Origin of the sequence: Corynebacterium auris, assembly GCF_030408575.1 — a bacterium.
GTDB lineage: Bacteria > Actinomycetota > Actinomycetes > Mycobacteriales > Mycobacteriaceae > Corynebacterium > Corynebacterium auris.
Window position 1 is genome coordinate 982,889 of record NZ_CP047047.1, and the last position, 14,144, is coordinate 997,032.

Here is a 14,144-nt window from a genome sequence, read left to right on the forward strand (position 1 = left end):
GGCGCGTGACGGTGTTACGAATACGTTGGTGCGAAAATCGTATTTTTTCGCTACGGCGTGTGGGGCATGTAGCGCTCTCCGCAGTCAATTCGGGGTGTTTAGATAGCTTTTGTGAGGCTAACAGCTGGTCTGGTAAAGGTCACTCTACGGCACGAATCTTATATCAGAAGGAAGAAGCTTAGCTTGCGTATTAATCACAGTTTGTGTGATTGCAGCGGTGCTTATTTCCTTGGTCATGGGTTTTTCCGGTCGCCGCCCTCCTCGAACTTCGGTGAACCTCACAGATTTATAGCCTTCCTCACCTTCTTCATCGTCGGTGCCATCGGGGTTTTCTGTTCTTCAGTTTCCTGTGAGGCCCGTACATCGGCCCGTGGTTAAAGAAGAAAGCCAGGGATAAGTCCCCCAAATGGGTCGGAAGTTACCGAAGATCAAAACGACTGACTGATTCCGCGAAATAAGGTCTAATAAGGCGGAGCAAGGGCCTGTTCCAGGCGTTGCCGGGGTCGCCTCGTGTGGGGGGCGGACAGCACGAGGGCAGGAACGGACACTGGCGAGCGTTGCGGCTGGCCGGTGCCCGAAACCGTTTTTCGGTTTTCGCGCGGTGGAAGAAGTTCTCTGGCCCTGTCGTATTCGACGTGAATAAATCCTGAATAGTATTCTCGGCGCGCGTGACAGCTGTGCGTACGGTTACGTGAAAGCCGTACACGCTTGTCATCGATGTTGTGAAAGAAGGAACGTGCTGTGCAGGAAAGGATTGTCTGTACGTGGGCCACGCCCATCAACCGGGAGTGCACGGGGGGTGCGGAATGAGGGCAGAAGTGACTGCTCGCGGTGTCGCCGAGAGAGGTTCAGCTGCCGTGGCGGCGTACTTCGACCACGCCGCCACGACGCCCATACGCCAGAGCGCGGTAGAGGCGTGGGTGCGGCATGCGGCCCTGCTCAACCCGGGCGGGCAGTACAGGTCGGGGCGTCAGGCGGCGGCCGTGCTTGCCGACGCCCGAGAAGAGATCGCCGAGCTCCTCGGGGCGGATCCGGCTGAGGTGATCTTCACCGGATCCGGCACGGAGGCCGACAATATCGCCGTCCGCGGCCTCTACCGCGCCTCGCAGAGCAACCGCATTGTGGCGAGCCCGATCGAGCACTCGGCCGTGCTGGAGACGGTAAAAGCGCTTGCGGCTCACGAGGGCGCCGAGGTGGAATGGCTGCCCGTCGGCCGCGCCGGCGCGGTTGATGACCTCGCTGCGCTTGCCGCCCCGGCGGCGCTAGCGACCGTGATGTGGGTAAACAACGAGACCGGCGTGATTCAGCCGGTAGAGCAGGTGGCCCGCGCGGCCGCGGAGGCGGGCGTGCCGCTGCACGTGGACGCGGTGCAGGCGGTGGGCAAGCTACCCGTCGATTTTCACGCGCTCGGAGCGACGACGCTGGCGGCCAGCGCACACAAGTTCGGCGGGCCGCGCGGGACGGGCATCCTCCTGGCGCAGCGCTCCCCGGCGCCGCTTCCCGTGATCACGGGCGGGGGGCAGGAGCGCGGGCTGCGTTCGGGGACGGTGGACGTCGCCTCGGCCGCGGCTACGGCCGCGGCGTTGCGGGAGGCAGTCGCGGAGATGGAGAGCGAGCACGACAGGCTCGTCGCCCTCGGTGACAGGCTTGCTACCGGGATTCTCCGAGAGGTGCCCGACGCGCAGCTCACCACTACCGCGCCCACACTGCCCGGCCACGTGCACGTGCTCTTTTCCGGGGCGAACGGGGACTCGCTGCTCATGCTTCTCGACGCCCACGGGGTGGAAGCCTCCCTCGGCTCCGCCTGCGCCGCCGGGGTCAACAGATCCAGCCATGTCCTCGAAGCTATGGGGGTCGCCCCGCGCGACGCCGCGGGGGCACTGCGTTTGACGCTGGGGCGCACGACCACGGAGGAGGACGTTGACGTGGTCGTGGGGGTGATTGCGGACGTCGTGAAGCGGGCTCGGGCCGCGGGGGCACTGTTGTGGTCCTAAGTAGCCTATGGTGTGCGTGTGTCGCGTGTGAAAAATGTGGCGAATGTGCAGTAGTGTGCTGAGCATGCACGTGTCTCGCATCCTTCGTCCCCTCATCGCCTGCCTGGTCGCCGCCGCCACCGCGCTCGGCCTCGCCGCCGCCCCCGCCCGCGCGCTCGATATTCCCGGCCTTGTCCAGGGAGTCGACGTTGCCGGCCATCAGCGCCCCGGCGGACACCCGATCGAATGGAAAACGGTCGCCGGGCCCGGGGGCCAGAGCTTCGCCTTCATCAAGGCCTCCGAGGGCGAGGGATGGAAGAACGTCTACTACGACGAGGACGCCGCCGCGGCCAAGGACGCGGGCCTTGCCATCGGCGCCTACCACTACGCCCGCCCCGCCGGCGACCCGAAGGCGCAGGCGGAGTACTTCGCCAGCGTGATTAACGCGGGCCCGCAGCTCGACCTGCCGCCCGTGCTTGACCTCGAGGTGGACGAGGGCCGCAACCCCGCCGCGCTTGCGGTGTGGACCCAGACCTTCCTCAACGAGGTCGAGCGCGCCACCGGCGCGAGGCCGATGATCTACACTTACCGCTACTTCTGGTACGAGCGCATGGACAACACCAACGCGTTCACGGATTACCCGCTGTGGCTGGCCGCCTACCAAAACCAGCCGCCGCGCCCGGTCGGCGGGTGGGACAAGGTCTCCATCTGGCAGCGCGCGAGCGACGGGCGCGTTGCGGGAGTGTCCACACCCGTGGACCAAAACGTCTTCAACGGGGACCCCGGTGCTTTCAACCGCTTCGTCGACGGTGACCTCAAAGCCGGCGGCGGCCTCCTCGAGGCCTTCCAGGCCCCGGAGCAGGGCGAGCTTGCCGTCCTGGAGCAGAACTCCACGGCGCTGGTGGTGGCCATCCTCGGCCTGGCCACGGGAATTCTCGCCGCCCCCCAGATTGCAGACGCGGCCCGAGCTTTCGGCTTTGACAACTTCGACGCCGACAACATCGCGGGCGCGGTGCGGGACCTGGTAACCAGCGGCCAGCTACCGGTCGATGACCTGCGCACCATGATGATCGGGGACTACTCGGTGGGAGACCTGCTCATCCTGCTGGACAACGCCTTTAAGTAACGCGCATCAGGACGAGCTAGGAGCCGGAGCTAGGAGCCGGATCGTGCCGCGGCTTCGACACCTGGCGCCGCGCCCACTCCTCGCCCGTGAACTGCGCCGGGACAGCGCCGGAGAGCAAGCGGCGGGTCAGCCCGGGGCTGGGTTTCAGGGGTGCGTTCGCGCCGATGAGCACGATGTTTCCGTAGCGGCGCCCTTTCAGCATCGGCGGGTCGGCGATCGCGGCGACATGCGGCCACACCTCGGCCATGCCGGCCAGTTCCTCGCGGGCCTCGCGCAGATCCGAGCGGGCTCCGCAGTTGGCCACGTAGAGACCGCGCTCGCTCAGCGAGGCCCGCGCCGCAGCGTAGAACTCCACGGTGGTCAGCTCCCGTGGCGTGGTGGAGCCGGAGAAGACGTCGCGGATGATGACGTCGCGGGTGGCCGGTTTGAATCGCTCGGTCTCGGCGCGGGCGTCGCCGACGCGGATTTTGACGGTGGGCGCCCGGGGGACGTCGAAAAGCGAGCGAACCAGGCGGGCGAGCTCGGCGTCGATCTCGACGACCGTATTGCGGCTGCCCGGCCACGCGGCGGCGAAGTAGCGGGCAAGTGAGCAGGCCCCGCCGCCGAGGTGCGTCAGGCGCGGGGCGTCCCAGCACCGGGCGCTGTCGAGGAAATCGGCGATCCAGCGCATGTACTCGAAGTCGAGGCGCAGCGGCTCACCGGGCACGACGTGGGAGCTGGGCACGCCGTTGACCAGCAGGGTCAGCGAACCGTCGTGCTCGTGGACGACCTCGGCCTCGCCGCTGTCGATCTGGTAGCGCTCGCTTTTTGGGGCCATGCCCAGCGAGGGTACACTGCGGCCCATGCGAGTTTTGGCGGCGATGAGCGGGGGAGTGGACAGCTCCGTGGCGGCGGCGCGCCTCGTCGAGGCGGGCCACGACGTGGTCGGCGTGCACCTGGCGCTGTCGCGCGATCCGCAGGCCACGCGCGAGTCGGCGCGCGGCTGCTGTTCGCTGGAGGACTCCGCTGACGCCCGCCGCGTGTGCGACAAGCTGGGCATCCCCTTCTACGTCTGGGACTTTTCGGAGCGCTTTAAGGAAGACGTCATTGACAACTTCGTCTGGTCCTACGAACACGGCGAGACCCCGAACCCCTGCCTGCGCTGCAACGAGAAGATCAAGTTCGCGGCGCTGCTCGACCGCGCCCTGACCCTCGGCTTCGACGCCGTGGCCACTGGCCACTACGCCGTCCTCGACGCCGGGGGCAACCTGCGCCGCAGCGCCGACCCGCGCAAGGATCAGTCCTACGTGCTCGGCGTGCTCACCCGCGAGGAGCTCGACCACTGCATGTTCCCGGTCGGCGACACCGAAAAGCCGCAGATCCGCGAGGAGGCGGCGCGCCACGGCTTTTCGACGGCCACAAAGCCGGACTCCTACGACATCTGCTTCATCCCCGATGGCAACACCCAGGCGTTCCTGGGCGCCTCGATCGGCATGCGCCCCGGCATGATCCGCGACCAAGACGGCACGGTGCTGAAGGAGCACGACGGGGCGTTCCAGTACACCATCGGCCAGCGCCGCGGGCTGAACCTGCGCGTTCCCGCCGCCGACGGCCAGCCGCGCTACGTCACCGACATCGACGCGGCCACCGGAGCCGTCACCGTTGGGCCGCGCTCGGCGCTTCAGGTGCGCGAGATCCGCGCGGACCGGCTCAAGGTGCTGCACCCGGCCATGGCCGGGGCCTTCGAGGCGAACGTGCAGATCCGCGCCCACGGGGGCGTGGTGCCGTGCCGCGCGGTGATCGATGGGGAGGAGATGGTGCTCGAGCTGCACGAACCCCTGGAGGGAGTGGCGCGCGGCCAGGCCGCCGTGCTCTACCTGCCGGATCCGGACGGTCTCGGCGACGTCGTCGTCGGCTCCGGCACGATCTGCGCCACGGCGTGACGGGCCGGATAGTCTCGCAGTATGACTGTGTCTGAGCCGCGCCCGAAAACCGCGTTCGGCCTCGGCGAGTTGCCGGGCATGGACCTGGTGAAAGCCGCCGACGTCGTGAGAGGCGAAAGCCCCACCCCGCACATCCCGCAGCTGCCGGCCCGCGGCCCCGGTTCGGACGCGGTCGGGCGCACCGCTGCGCTGCTCGACATCCCCATCGACCGCGGCCCGCGCGGGTGGCGTGTGGCAACGCAGCACCGCGGCGCGCGCGACCAAATGCCGCGCGATTTGGACGTGCTCGAGGAGTGCTGGGGTAGCGTCGAGGAGCTGAAAGTGCAGCTCGTCGGCCCGTGGACTCTGGCGGCGGAGGTCGAGATGTCCAACGGCCACCGCATGATCACGGACCCCGGCGCCCTGCGCGATGTCACCGAGGCGCTGCTCGAGGCGGTGCGCGCGCACCTTTCGGACGTTGCTCGGCGCTTCGGTGCCCGCCCCATCCTGCAACTCGACGAGCCGCGGCTTGACGACGTCATCCGCGGGCGCCTCGAAGGCCCCACCCGCTTCCACGACATTCCCGCAGTCCCGGAGCCGCTGGAGCGCCTCGAACCCTTCGGAGAGTTCCTGCTCCACACCGACGCGCTGGTGGAGGCCTCGTGGCTCACCGTCGACCTGGACGCGTTGACGACGCCCGCACAGAAGGATCGGCTGGCGCGCCTGATCGAGGCGGGCGCACGCCTCGCCGTGGCGCCGGTGGAGCCGGCGACGCTGTGGCGGTTGTTCGACGAGCTGCAGATCGACCCGGCGGGCGTGCAGCTGGACGTGTGGGCGCGCCCTGCGCGCACGCTGAAGCAGGCGGCGCGCAACTACCGCGCGGCCAGGATGATGTGTGAGGGACTGGATTAACGTGCCGGCTAGCCGGCCATCGGCCAGCCGAGAGTCACGCGCGAGGAATCGCGGCCGCGGGAGTCGAAGTAGGTCTTCAGCTCGCTTTGCATCTTGTAGTACTCCACCGCCTGGTATTCCATGAGCTCGCCGACCTCCATTCGGGCAATCTCGGGCCACATGCGCACCTGTTTCCAGGCGATGCGCGCCGCGGCCATGGCGTCGGAGGTGGCCTCGTGGGCGTTGTCGAGCCGAACTCCGTAGAACTCGCACAACGCGCCGAGGTTGCGCTTGCCCTTGCGGTAGCGGTCCTTGACCCTGTCAATGACGTACGGGTCAAAGACAGGGCCGGTGACGGTGAAGTCGCCCGTCAGGGCGCGCAGCACCGACAGGTCGTAGGGCGCGTTGAACACGATGAGGGTCAGGCCCTCGTCCCATCCCGCTTTGATCTTCTGTACCGTCTCACGCAGCACCTCCTCGTGCGGGCGGCCCTCGGCGCGGGCCCTTTCCGTGGAGATGCCGTGGACGGCGGCTGCTTCCTCTGGAATGTCCACGCCGGGGTCGGCGAGTTCTTCGGTGGCGGCGACCTCACGGCCGTCGATACGCACGAGCGCGGAGGTCACGATTCGTGCCTCGGCAGGGTCCGGGGAGGTGGTCTCCAGGTCGAAGGAGAGCATGCGGGAGGCGTCGAAAGTGGCCATGGGCCTTACTCTAGCGGGCGGTCCGGACATGTCGGGGCCGGTGGCTAAGCTTGGGTGCGTGACTGATATTTCCCCCGATGTGCGCCGTACGTGGGACGAGCTCGCCGAGCAGGTGCGCCACCACCGCGACCTGTACTACAACGGCCAGCCCGTGATCTCCGACAGTGAGTTCGACACGCTGTTTCGCGAGCTCGAGCAGCTCGAGCGCGAGCACCCCGAGCTGGCGGTGCCGGACTCGCCGACGAAGCAGGTGGGAGCGCCGACCTCCAGCGCGTTTGCGGACGTGACGCACCTCGAGCGGATGATGAGCCTCGACAACGTGTTCTCTGCCGCGGAGCTCGCGGACTGGCTGGCCAAGACGCCGGGGCCCTACCTGACCGAGCTGAAGATCGACGGGCTGAGTATCGACCTCGTGTACGAAGACGGCGAGCTCACCCGGGCCGCCACGCGCGGCGACGGCCGAGTGGGCGAGGACATCACCGCCAACGCGCGCGTCATCGAGGACATCCCGCGCTCCCTGAAAGGGGATTTCCCGCCGCTGCTCGAGGTGCGCGGCGAGGTGTTCATCCGGCCCGAGGACTTCCCCGAGCTCAACGAGCAGCGCATCAAGGAGGGAGGAAAACCCTTCGCCAACCCGCGCAACACCGCGGCGGGCGGGCTGCGGCAGAAGAACCCGGAGGACGTGAAGAAGCGCAGGCTCCGGATGATCTGCCACGGTATCGGCGCCCGCGAGGGGTTTCGCCCCGACACGCAGCACGAGGCCTACCAGAAGATGGCCGAGTGGGGCCTGCCCGTCTCCGAGTACACGCGCCGCGCGGAGACGGCCGCCGAGGTCCACAAGGCCGTGGACTACTGGGCCGAGCACCGCCACGACGCGATCCACGAGATGGACGGGCTGGTGGTCAAGGTCGACAGCGTGGCCGCCCAGCGCGCGCTGGGCATGACCTCGCGCGCGCCGCGCTGGGCCATTGCCTACAAGTACCCGCCGGAGGAAGTGACCACGAAGCTGCTGGACATCCAGGTTTCGGTGGGGCGCACCGGGCGCGCGACCCCCTTCGCCGTGATGGAGCCCGTCCTCGTCTCCGGCTCCACGGTGTCCATGGCCACCCTGCACAACCAGGAGGAGGTCAAGCGCAAGGGAGTCCTCATCGGGGATACGGTGGTGATCCGCAAGGCCGGGGAGATCATCCCCGAGGTCCTCGGCCCCGTCGCTGACCTGCGTGACGGCACCGAGCGCGAGTTCGTCTACCCGGAAAACTGCCCGAGCTGCGGCACGAAACTCGCCCCCGCGAGGGAGGGCGACGCCGACTGGCGCTGCCCCAACACGCGCTCGTGCCCGGCGCAGCTGGCCCAGCGCCTGGAGTACCTCGCCGGGCGCGGGGCCTTCGACATCGAGGCGCTCGGGGAGAAGGGCGCGATCGACCTGACCTCGCGCGGCATTCTCACGGACGAGGGCGACCTGTTCTCCCTCACCGAGGAAGACCTGGAGCGCTCGGAGGCGTACACGACGAAGAAGGGCGCGGTGAGCGCGAACGGGCGCAAGCTGTTAGCAAACCTCGACACGGCGCGCGAGACCGAGCTGTGGCGCGTCCTCGTCGCGCTGTCCATCCGCCACGTCGGCCCCACCGCGGCCCGCGCGCTCGCCGCACGGTACAGGAGCATGGACGCGCTTATCGACGCCCCAGTGGACGACCTGGCCGAAACCGACGGCGTGGGGGCGATTATCGCCGAGTCCTTCAAGGACTGGTTCGAGGTGGACTGGCACCGCGACATCGTGCGCAAGTGGCGCGACGCCGGGGTGACCATGGAGGATTCCGCCGCCGAGGCGCTCCCCCAGACCCTCGCGGGGCTGACGGTGGTGGCCACGGGGAGCCTTGAGAACTTCACCCGCGATGAGGCCAAGGAGGCGATCCTCTCGCGCGGTGGCAAGGCCTCCGGTTCGGTGTCGAAGAAGACGGACTACGTGGTGGTGGGAGAAAACGCCGGCTCCAAGGCCGCGAAGGCGGAGGAGCTCGGCGTGCGCACCCTCAGCGAGGAGGAGTTCATGCGGCTTCTCGAGTCTGGGCAGGTGTAGCGGCCGCGCGCGCCGCCTTCACCCCGACCGCCACCGCGCCGGCCGCCGCGAGCACCGGCCAGACCCAGTAGGGGATTGTGCCGGTCCAGTCCATCCCGCGGGCGGGCAGGAGTGCCGCGGCCACGCAGACGACCACGAGGACGGTGCCGGCTACCGGTTTCCCCGCGCCGCGGAAGGCGTCGTTGAGCGCCGAGGCGATGAGCACAACGATAACGATGAGCATTGCGATGGTCATGAGTCCGTCTCCTTGGTCGCGTTGAGCAGGGCCGCGCCGAGCGCTTCGGTTCCTGTCGGGCTCGAGTTGTTCACGAAGGCGGCGCGGTGTTCGTCTGCGGGATCCCACACGAGCATGGTGCGGTAGCCGCCGGTCCCGCCGTTGTGGAAGGGGTAGGCGGTGCCCTCGTGCTCCCATTCGCTCCAGGCGTAATCGGGGCGGCCGTGGTCGGCGACCCACCTCACGTAAGCGGCCATATCTGTGGCGGTGGAGCGGATGGCGCCGGCGGGCGCCCAGCCGTCCATCTCCCACGGCTCGGCGTCCCGCCCACTCGACCCGACCCCGCGCGGGCCGTCCCCGACGGTGCCGGGGGTGGCCAGGTAGGTTGCCGTCATCCCGGCCGGCTCGAAAATGCGGGTGCGCAGGAGCTCCCCGTAGGTGGTGCCGGCGCTGGCGGCCAGGAGCTGGCCGAGAAGGGCGTGGCCGTAGTTAGAGTAAGAAACCTCGCCGCGCCCTTCGACGGAGGCTTCTGTGGTGATGTCGAGGATGTCCTGCGGGGTGTGGTCGGCGTAGGGGTTGCCGCCCTCGCGCAGGTTGGCCAGCATGAGCTCGCCGAAGCCCAGGCCTTCCAGGCGGTCGAGCCCGGAGGTGTGGTTGAGCAGCTCCTCGATGCGCAGGTCGGAGACGGGCGATTCGGGGGCGTCGATAAGCTCGCCCACCGTCGTGTCGAGGCTGAGTGCGCCCTCCTCGATGAGCTGGCGGACGAGCTCGGCGTTGAAGGTCTTGGTCACGGAGCCGATTTCGAACTCGGTGTGTTCGTCGGCGCCGAGGCCGCCGAAGGTGACCTCGCCGTTGTCGTAGACGAAGGCCGACAGGGTGTGGTGGCCCCGCTCGGCGTTATCGGCGAGGGCGGAGGTGATCTGCTCGTCGCCGTACGTTTCGTCACTGAGGCTGACCGGGCGCGGGCCGAAGAAGATCAGAACGGCCAGCGTGGCACCGCCCGCCGCGACGCCGATGAGGCGGTGGGTGGTGTTCATCAGTGTCCCTCCGCTGCAGTCATGATGACCATCAGGGGGATGACCCGGCTGACGGGGACGGAATAGGTGCCGGAAGATTTGCTCACCCAGCCCGCGGCTTGAAGGGCATTGAGGTGGTGGTAGGCGGTTCCGGCGGAGGAGACAACTCCCTCGGAGACGAGCTCGGCGGCGGAGCCGGGCGCACAGACAAGGCGGCGCAGGATGTCGCCTCGGATCGGGTGGGCGAGCGCGGCGAGGCGTTCGATCTGCTCGTCCCAGTCGTTGTCGGCGACCCAGTGCGTGGGGCGCACCCACTGGTAGTCGTAGGAACGGCTCCCGGAGGTGACGGAGCCGCCGAACATGACGGCGCCGTCGGTGAGTTCGGGCGAGTTTTTGATGGCGCCGACGATGTCGGGCAGGGACGGGGCGGACGGCTGCGGGTGGGAATGGAGGGCGTCTTCGAGGGCGGCGACGCGCTTTTCGAGGGCGGTAATGCGGTCAAGGTCGGTGGAGGTCATGGAATCTATAATTCCAGAACTCTAAAAATGCCGCAACGGGGTGCCAAAGGTGTCAGCAGCGCAGCAGGGCCCCGATGATCGTGCCCAGGTCTCCGATCTGGGAGACCTCTGAGGCGAGGAAGTCCGGCCCGCCGACGCGCCCGATGACCAGCAGAAGGTCGGTGCCGGTGAGGGGGCAGGCCGCTACCGTGGTCTCCAACAGCCACCATGGCTCCGGTACCCAGCGGTCCGATTCGGGGTGGAGGATGCGCGCCGAGTCGACCCCGCAGGCGGTGGGGGAGGAGTCGTCGTCGGAAGGCGCGGCCTGGGAGGCGGCGACCCGGCGCAGCCCTTCCCCGGTGTCCTCCAAGACCACGGCCCAGGAAGAAGTCAAGGCCTGCGGCATGACGGAGACGAGTTCGCCCATGGCGGCGGCGACGTCGTGCGTCTGCGAGGCGATGCGCGCGAGCATCTCCACCTGGCCGCGGCGATCCACCCGGCCGGTAAACGGGCGGATGCCGTCGACTTCCACGTCGTCGAGGCTGGCGGCGGCGGTGATGAGGGCGTCGACGAGCGTGCCCGTGGGAAGGTCGACGACGATGTCGTCGGTGACGGCACCGCTGGCGTCCGTCTGCACGATGTCCACAGAACGAATGTCGGCGTCGATCATCCCGAACGCCTCCGCGAGCTGGCCGAGGCTGCCCGGCTGGTCGGGAAGGGTCACGCGGATGAGGTAGGACATGCAACATTTATAGCACCGCGGGCATGGGTGACAGGCCGAAAACGTCCACCCCGGTTGCTCTGACCGGCTGCTAGGATAGTGGCGTTTTACGTATCTCCACCACGAAAGATTGGATCTGCTTTGACTGAAACTTCCGGGCCTGAAACCTCAGGTATTTCGCGCGACGAGGTCTCCCACATCGCCAAGCTCGCGCGCATCCGCATGAGCGAGGAGGAGCTCGACGACATCGCCGCGCAGCTCGACACCATCGTCGACGCCGTCTCCCAGGTGCGCACGGTCGACACCGAGGGGGTCGAGCCGATGAGCCACCCGCACTCCCTCGAGGCGGGTATGCGTGACGACGTAGCGCGGACGACGCTGACACAGCGGCAGGCGCTCGACCAGGCCCCCGCGGTGGAGGATGACAGGTTCGTGGTGCCGCAGATTCTCGGGGAGGGTGAATAACGTATGACCGACTACACCCTGCCGAAAGAAGGCATCACCAGCCTGCCCGCCCACGTCCTGGCGCAGAAGATTCAGTCCGGTGAGCTTACATCCCGCGCGGTCACGGAGGCATTTTTGGCCCGCATTGCGGAGACCGACGACGAACTCGGGGCTTTCCTCCACGTCGGCGCCGACGAGGCGCTCGCCGCCGCCGACAAGGTGGACGAGCAGGTCGCCTCCGGTGCCGAGCCCGCCTCCGCGCTCGCCGGAGTCCCGCTGGCGCTCAAGGACCTCCTGGTCACCACCGACGCCCCGACGACCGCGGCCTCGAAAATCCTCGAGGGCTACATGAGCCCCTACGACGCGACCGTCGTTACCAAGCTGCGCGCCGCCGGCATCCCGATCGTGGGAAAGACTAACCTCGACGAGTTCGCGATGGGCTCGTCCACGGAAAACTCTGCGTATAAGAACACGCGGAACCCGCACGACCTCGAGCGCGTCCCCGGCGGATCCGGCGGCGGCACCGCCGCTGCGCTCGCCGCCGGGCAGGCGCCGCTCGGCATCGGCACCGACACGGGCGGCTCCATCCGCCAGCCGGCCTCGCTGACCGGCACCGTCGGCGTCAAGCCCACCTACGGTGCCGTCTCGCGCTACGGTGTCATCGCCTGTGCCTCCTCGCTCGACCAGGTCGGCCCCTGCGCCAACAACGTCCTGGACACGGCTCTGCTGCACGAGATCATCGCCGGGCACGACGAGTTCGACGCCACCTCCGTCGAGCGCGCCGTCGCACCCGTCGTCGCCGCCGCACGCGAGGGCGCCTCCGGCGACCTGAAGGGGATGCGCGTCGGCCGCGTGGCTCAGTTCGACCGCCCCGGCACCCAGGCCGGCGTCACCGAGGCCATCGAGGCCGCCTACGCCCAGCTTGAGCGGCAGGGCGCCGAGATCGTCGAGGTGGACTGCCCCGTCTTCGAGGACGTCATGGGCGCCTACTACCTCATCCAGATGTCCGAGGTCTCCTCCAACCTCGCCCGCTTTGACGGGATGCGCTACGGCCTGCGCGAGGGCGACGACGGCACGCACTCCGCCGAGGAGGTCATGGCCATGACCCGCGGCGCCGGCTTCGGCGCGGAGGTCAAGCGCCGCATCCTCTTGGGCACCTACGCTCTCTCCGTCGGCTACTACGACGCTTACTACCTCCAGGCGCAGCGCGTGCGTACCCTCATCGCCGAGGACTTCCGGCGCGCCTTCGAGCGTGTCGACGTCATCGCCGGCCCCGCGGTGCCCCAAACCGCCTTCAAGCTCGGCGAAAAGGTCGACGACCCGCTGGCGATGTACAACTTCGACCTGTTCACCCTGCCGCTGAACCTCGCCGGGCTGCCCGGCATGTCGGTGCCCGCGGGCAACGCCCCCGACACCGGCCTGCCGGTCGGACTCCAGCTCATCGCCCCGGCGTTCGCGGACGACCGGCTCTACCGGGTCGGGGCGGCGTTCGAGGCCGGGCGCAGCAGCTAGCCGGGCGTCGCTAGGCAAAGGTGGCTAGGGTGGGGCGTATGCGACTCGCGACACTCACCTCAGGTGGCGACTGCCCGGGCCTCAACGCCGTCATCCGCGGTATCGTCCGCACGGCCAGCGCCGAGTACGGCTCCACCGTCGTCGGTTACCGCGACGGCTGGGTCGGGCTCATGGAGGACAGGCGCGAGGACCTCTACGACGACGCATTCATCGACTCCATCCTCCTGCGCGGCGGCACCATCTTGGGCACGGGGCGCCTGCACCCGGATAAGTTCAAGGCCGGGCTGGACAGGATCAAGGCGAACCTGAGCGACGCCGGGGTCGACGCGCTCATCGCGATCGGCGGCGAGGGCACGCTCAAGGGAGCCAAGTGGCTCTCGGATAACGGCATCCCCGTCGTCGGCGTGCCCAAGACCATCGACAACGACGTCGCCGCGACCGACTACACCTTCGGCTTCGACACCGCCGTGTCCGTGGCCACAGACGCGATCGACAGGCTGCACACCACCGCGGAGTCGCACAACCGCATCCTCATCGTCGAGGTCATGGGGCGCCACGTCGGGTGGATCGCCCTGCACGCCGGCATGGCCGGCGGCGCCCACTACACGGTCATCCCCGAAGAACCCTTCGACATCGCCGACATCTGCAAGGCTATGGAGCGCCGCTTCCAGATGGGGGAGAAGTACGGCATCGTCGTCGTCGCGGAGGGCGCCGTGCCCAAGGAAGGGACCATGGACGGCGATCTCGGCGAGGAAGACGAGTTCGGCCACATCACGTTCAACGGGATGGGCCAGATCATCGCGGACGAGGTGAAAAACCGCCTCGGCTACGACGTGCGCACCACCGTCCTCGGCCACATCCAGCGCGGCGGTACGCCCACCGCCTTCGACCGCGTGCTGGCCACCCGCTACGGCGTCCACGCCGCGCGCGCCGCGCACGAGGGCAACTTCGGCACCTGCGTCGCGCTGCACGGCGAGGATATCGAACTCGTCGGCCTCGACGACGCCGTCGCGCACCTGAAGACGGTCCCCGCTGGGCGCTACGTCACGGCGCGCACGATGTTTACGTAGTTCC

The 14,144-nt window shown here is 68.3% G+C and carries 14 protein-coding genes; 8 read left to right on the top strand and 6 right to left on the bottom strand.

Annotated features, from left to right (window positions below):
* Nucleotides 1-806: 806 nt before the first annotated feature.
* Nucleotides 807-1,994, top strand: coding sequence for a cysteine desulfurase family protein (locus CAURIS_RS04740; protein WP_435384027.1), 1,188 nt, complete (start codon nt 807-809; stop codon nt 1,992-1,994).
* 64 nt (nt 1,995-2,058) lie between these two features.
* A complete protein-coding gene (locus CAURIS_RS04745) occupies nt 2,059-3,099 on the top strand; it encodes a glycoside hydrolase family 25 protein (protein WP_290343063.1) in 1,041 nt (346 codons plus the stop codon).
* A 16-nt stretch (nt 3,100-3,115) separates the two neighbouring features.
* Here the strand turns inward: CAURIS_RS04745 and CAURIS_RS04750 are convergent, their stop codons facing one another.
* On the bottom strand, nt 3,116-3,916 hold the full coding sequence (locus tag CAURIS_RS04750; RefSeq protein WP_290343064.1) for a spermidine synthase: 801 nt from the start codon (nt 3,914-3,916) through the stop codon (nt 3,116-3,118).
* A gap of 25 nt (nt 3,917-3,941) precedes the next feature.
* Here CAURIS_RS04750 and mnmA point away from each other — a divergent pair, with 25 nt between their 5' ends.
* Nucleotides 3,942-5,021 (top strand): tRNA 2-thiouridine(34) synthase MnmA, encoded by a 1,080-nt coding sequence (gene mnmA, locus CAURIS_RS04755; protein WP_290343065.1) that lies wholly within the window; start codon nt 3,942-3,944, stop codon nt 5,019-5,021.
* Nucleotides 5,022-5,042: 21 nt separating this feature from the next.
* Nucleotides 5,043-5,912, top strand: a complete 870-nt coding sequence (locus CAURIS_RS04760; RefSeq protein ID WP_290343066.1) for a uroporphyrinogen decarboxylase/cobalamine-independent methonine synthase family protein — start codon at nt 5,043-5,045, stop codon at nt 5,910-5,912.
* A gap of 8 nt (nt 5,913-5,920) precedes the next feature.
* Here the strand turns inward: CAURIS_RS04760 and CAURIS_RS04765 are convergent, their stop codons facing one another.
* Complete coding sequence (locus CAURIS_RS04765; RefSeq protein WP_290343067.1) at nt 5,921-6,592, bottom strand: 3'-5' exonuclease; 672 nt, start codon at nt 6,590-6,592, stop codon at nt 5,921-5,923.
* A gap of 28 nt (nt 6,593-6,620) precedes the next feature.
* On the opposite strand from CAURIS_RS04765, the gene ligA reads away from it, so the two are divergent.
* On the top strand, nt 6,621-8,666 hold the full coding sequence (gene ligA / locus CAURIS_RS04770; RefSeq protein WP_435384038.1) for an NAD-dependent DNA ligase LigA: 2,046 nt from the start codon (nt 6,621-6,623) through the stop codon (nt 8,664-8,666).
* Here the strand turns inward: ligA and CAURIS_RS04775 are convergent.
* The 4 genes from CAURIS_RS04775 to CAURIS_RS04790 are packed head-to-tail and all read right to left on the bottom strand — an operon-like array spanning nt 8,635 to nt 11,135.
* Entirely contained in the window at nt 8,635-8,901 is a 267-nt protein-coding gene (locus tag CAURIS_RS04775) for a hypothetical protein (protein ID WP_290343069.1), read from the bottom strand. The genes ligA and CAURIS_RS04775 overlap by 32 nt on opposite strands.
* Nucleotides 8,898-9,917: a serine hydrolase domain-containing protein gene (locus CAURIS_RS04780; protein ID WP_290343070.1), complete on the bottom strand. Its 1,020-nt coding sequence runs from the start codon at nt 9,915-9,917 to the stop codon at nt 8,898-8,900. Before CAURIS_RS04780 ends, CAURIS_RS04775 begins: the two co-directional genes overlap by 4 nt.
* Nucleotides 9,917-10,414 carry a winged helix-turn-helix domain-containing protein gene (locus CAURIS_RS04785; protein ID WP_290343071.1) on the bottom strand — a complete coding sequence of 166 codons (498 nt, stop codon included), beginning with the start codon at nt 10,412-10,414 and terminating at the stop codon, nt 9,917-9,919. The genes CAURIS_RS04780 and CAURIS_RS04785 overlap by 1 nt, the downstream gene beginning before the upstream one ends.
* A gap of 52 nt (nt 10,415-10,466) precedes the next feature.
* Nucleotides 10,467-11,135, bottom strand: a complete 669-nt coding sequence (locus tag CAURIS_RS04790) for an ACT domain-containing protein (RefSeq protein WP_290343072.1) — start codon at nt 11,133-11,135, stop codon at nt 10,467-10,469.
* A 201-nt stretch (nt 11,136-11,336) separates the two neighbouring features.
* Between CAURIS_RS04790 and gatC the strand changes: the two genes are divergently transcribed.
* The 3 genes from gatC to CAURIS_RS04805 are packed head-to-tail and all read left to right on the top strand — an operon-like array spanning nt 11,337 to nt 14,140.
* On the top strand, nt 11,337-11,579 hold the full coding sequence (gatC, locus tag CAURIS_RS04795) for an Asp-tRNA(Asn)/Glu-tRNA(Gln) amidotransferase subunit GatC (RefSeq protein WP_290343316.1): 243 nt from the start codon (nt 11,337-11,339) through the stop codon (nt 11,577-11,579).
* Nucleotides 11,580-11,582: 3 nt separating this feature from the next.
* Nucleotides 11,583-13,070 carry an Asp-tRNA(Asn)/Glu-tRNA(Gln) amidotransferase subunit GatA gene (gene gatA / locus CAURIS_RS04800; protein WP_290343073.1) on the top strand — a complete coding sequence of 496 codons (1,488 nt, stop codon included), beginning with the start codon at nt 11,583-11,585 and terminating at the stop codon, nt 13,068-13,070.
* 38 nt (nt 13,071-13,108) lie between these two features.
* A complete protein-coding gene (locus CAURIS_RS04805; protein WP_290343074.1) occupies nt 13,109-14,140 on the top strand; it encodes a 6-phosphofructokinase in 1,032 nt (343 codons plus the stop codon).
* Nucleotides 14,141-14,144: the final 4 nt, after the last annotated feature.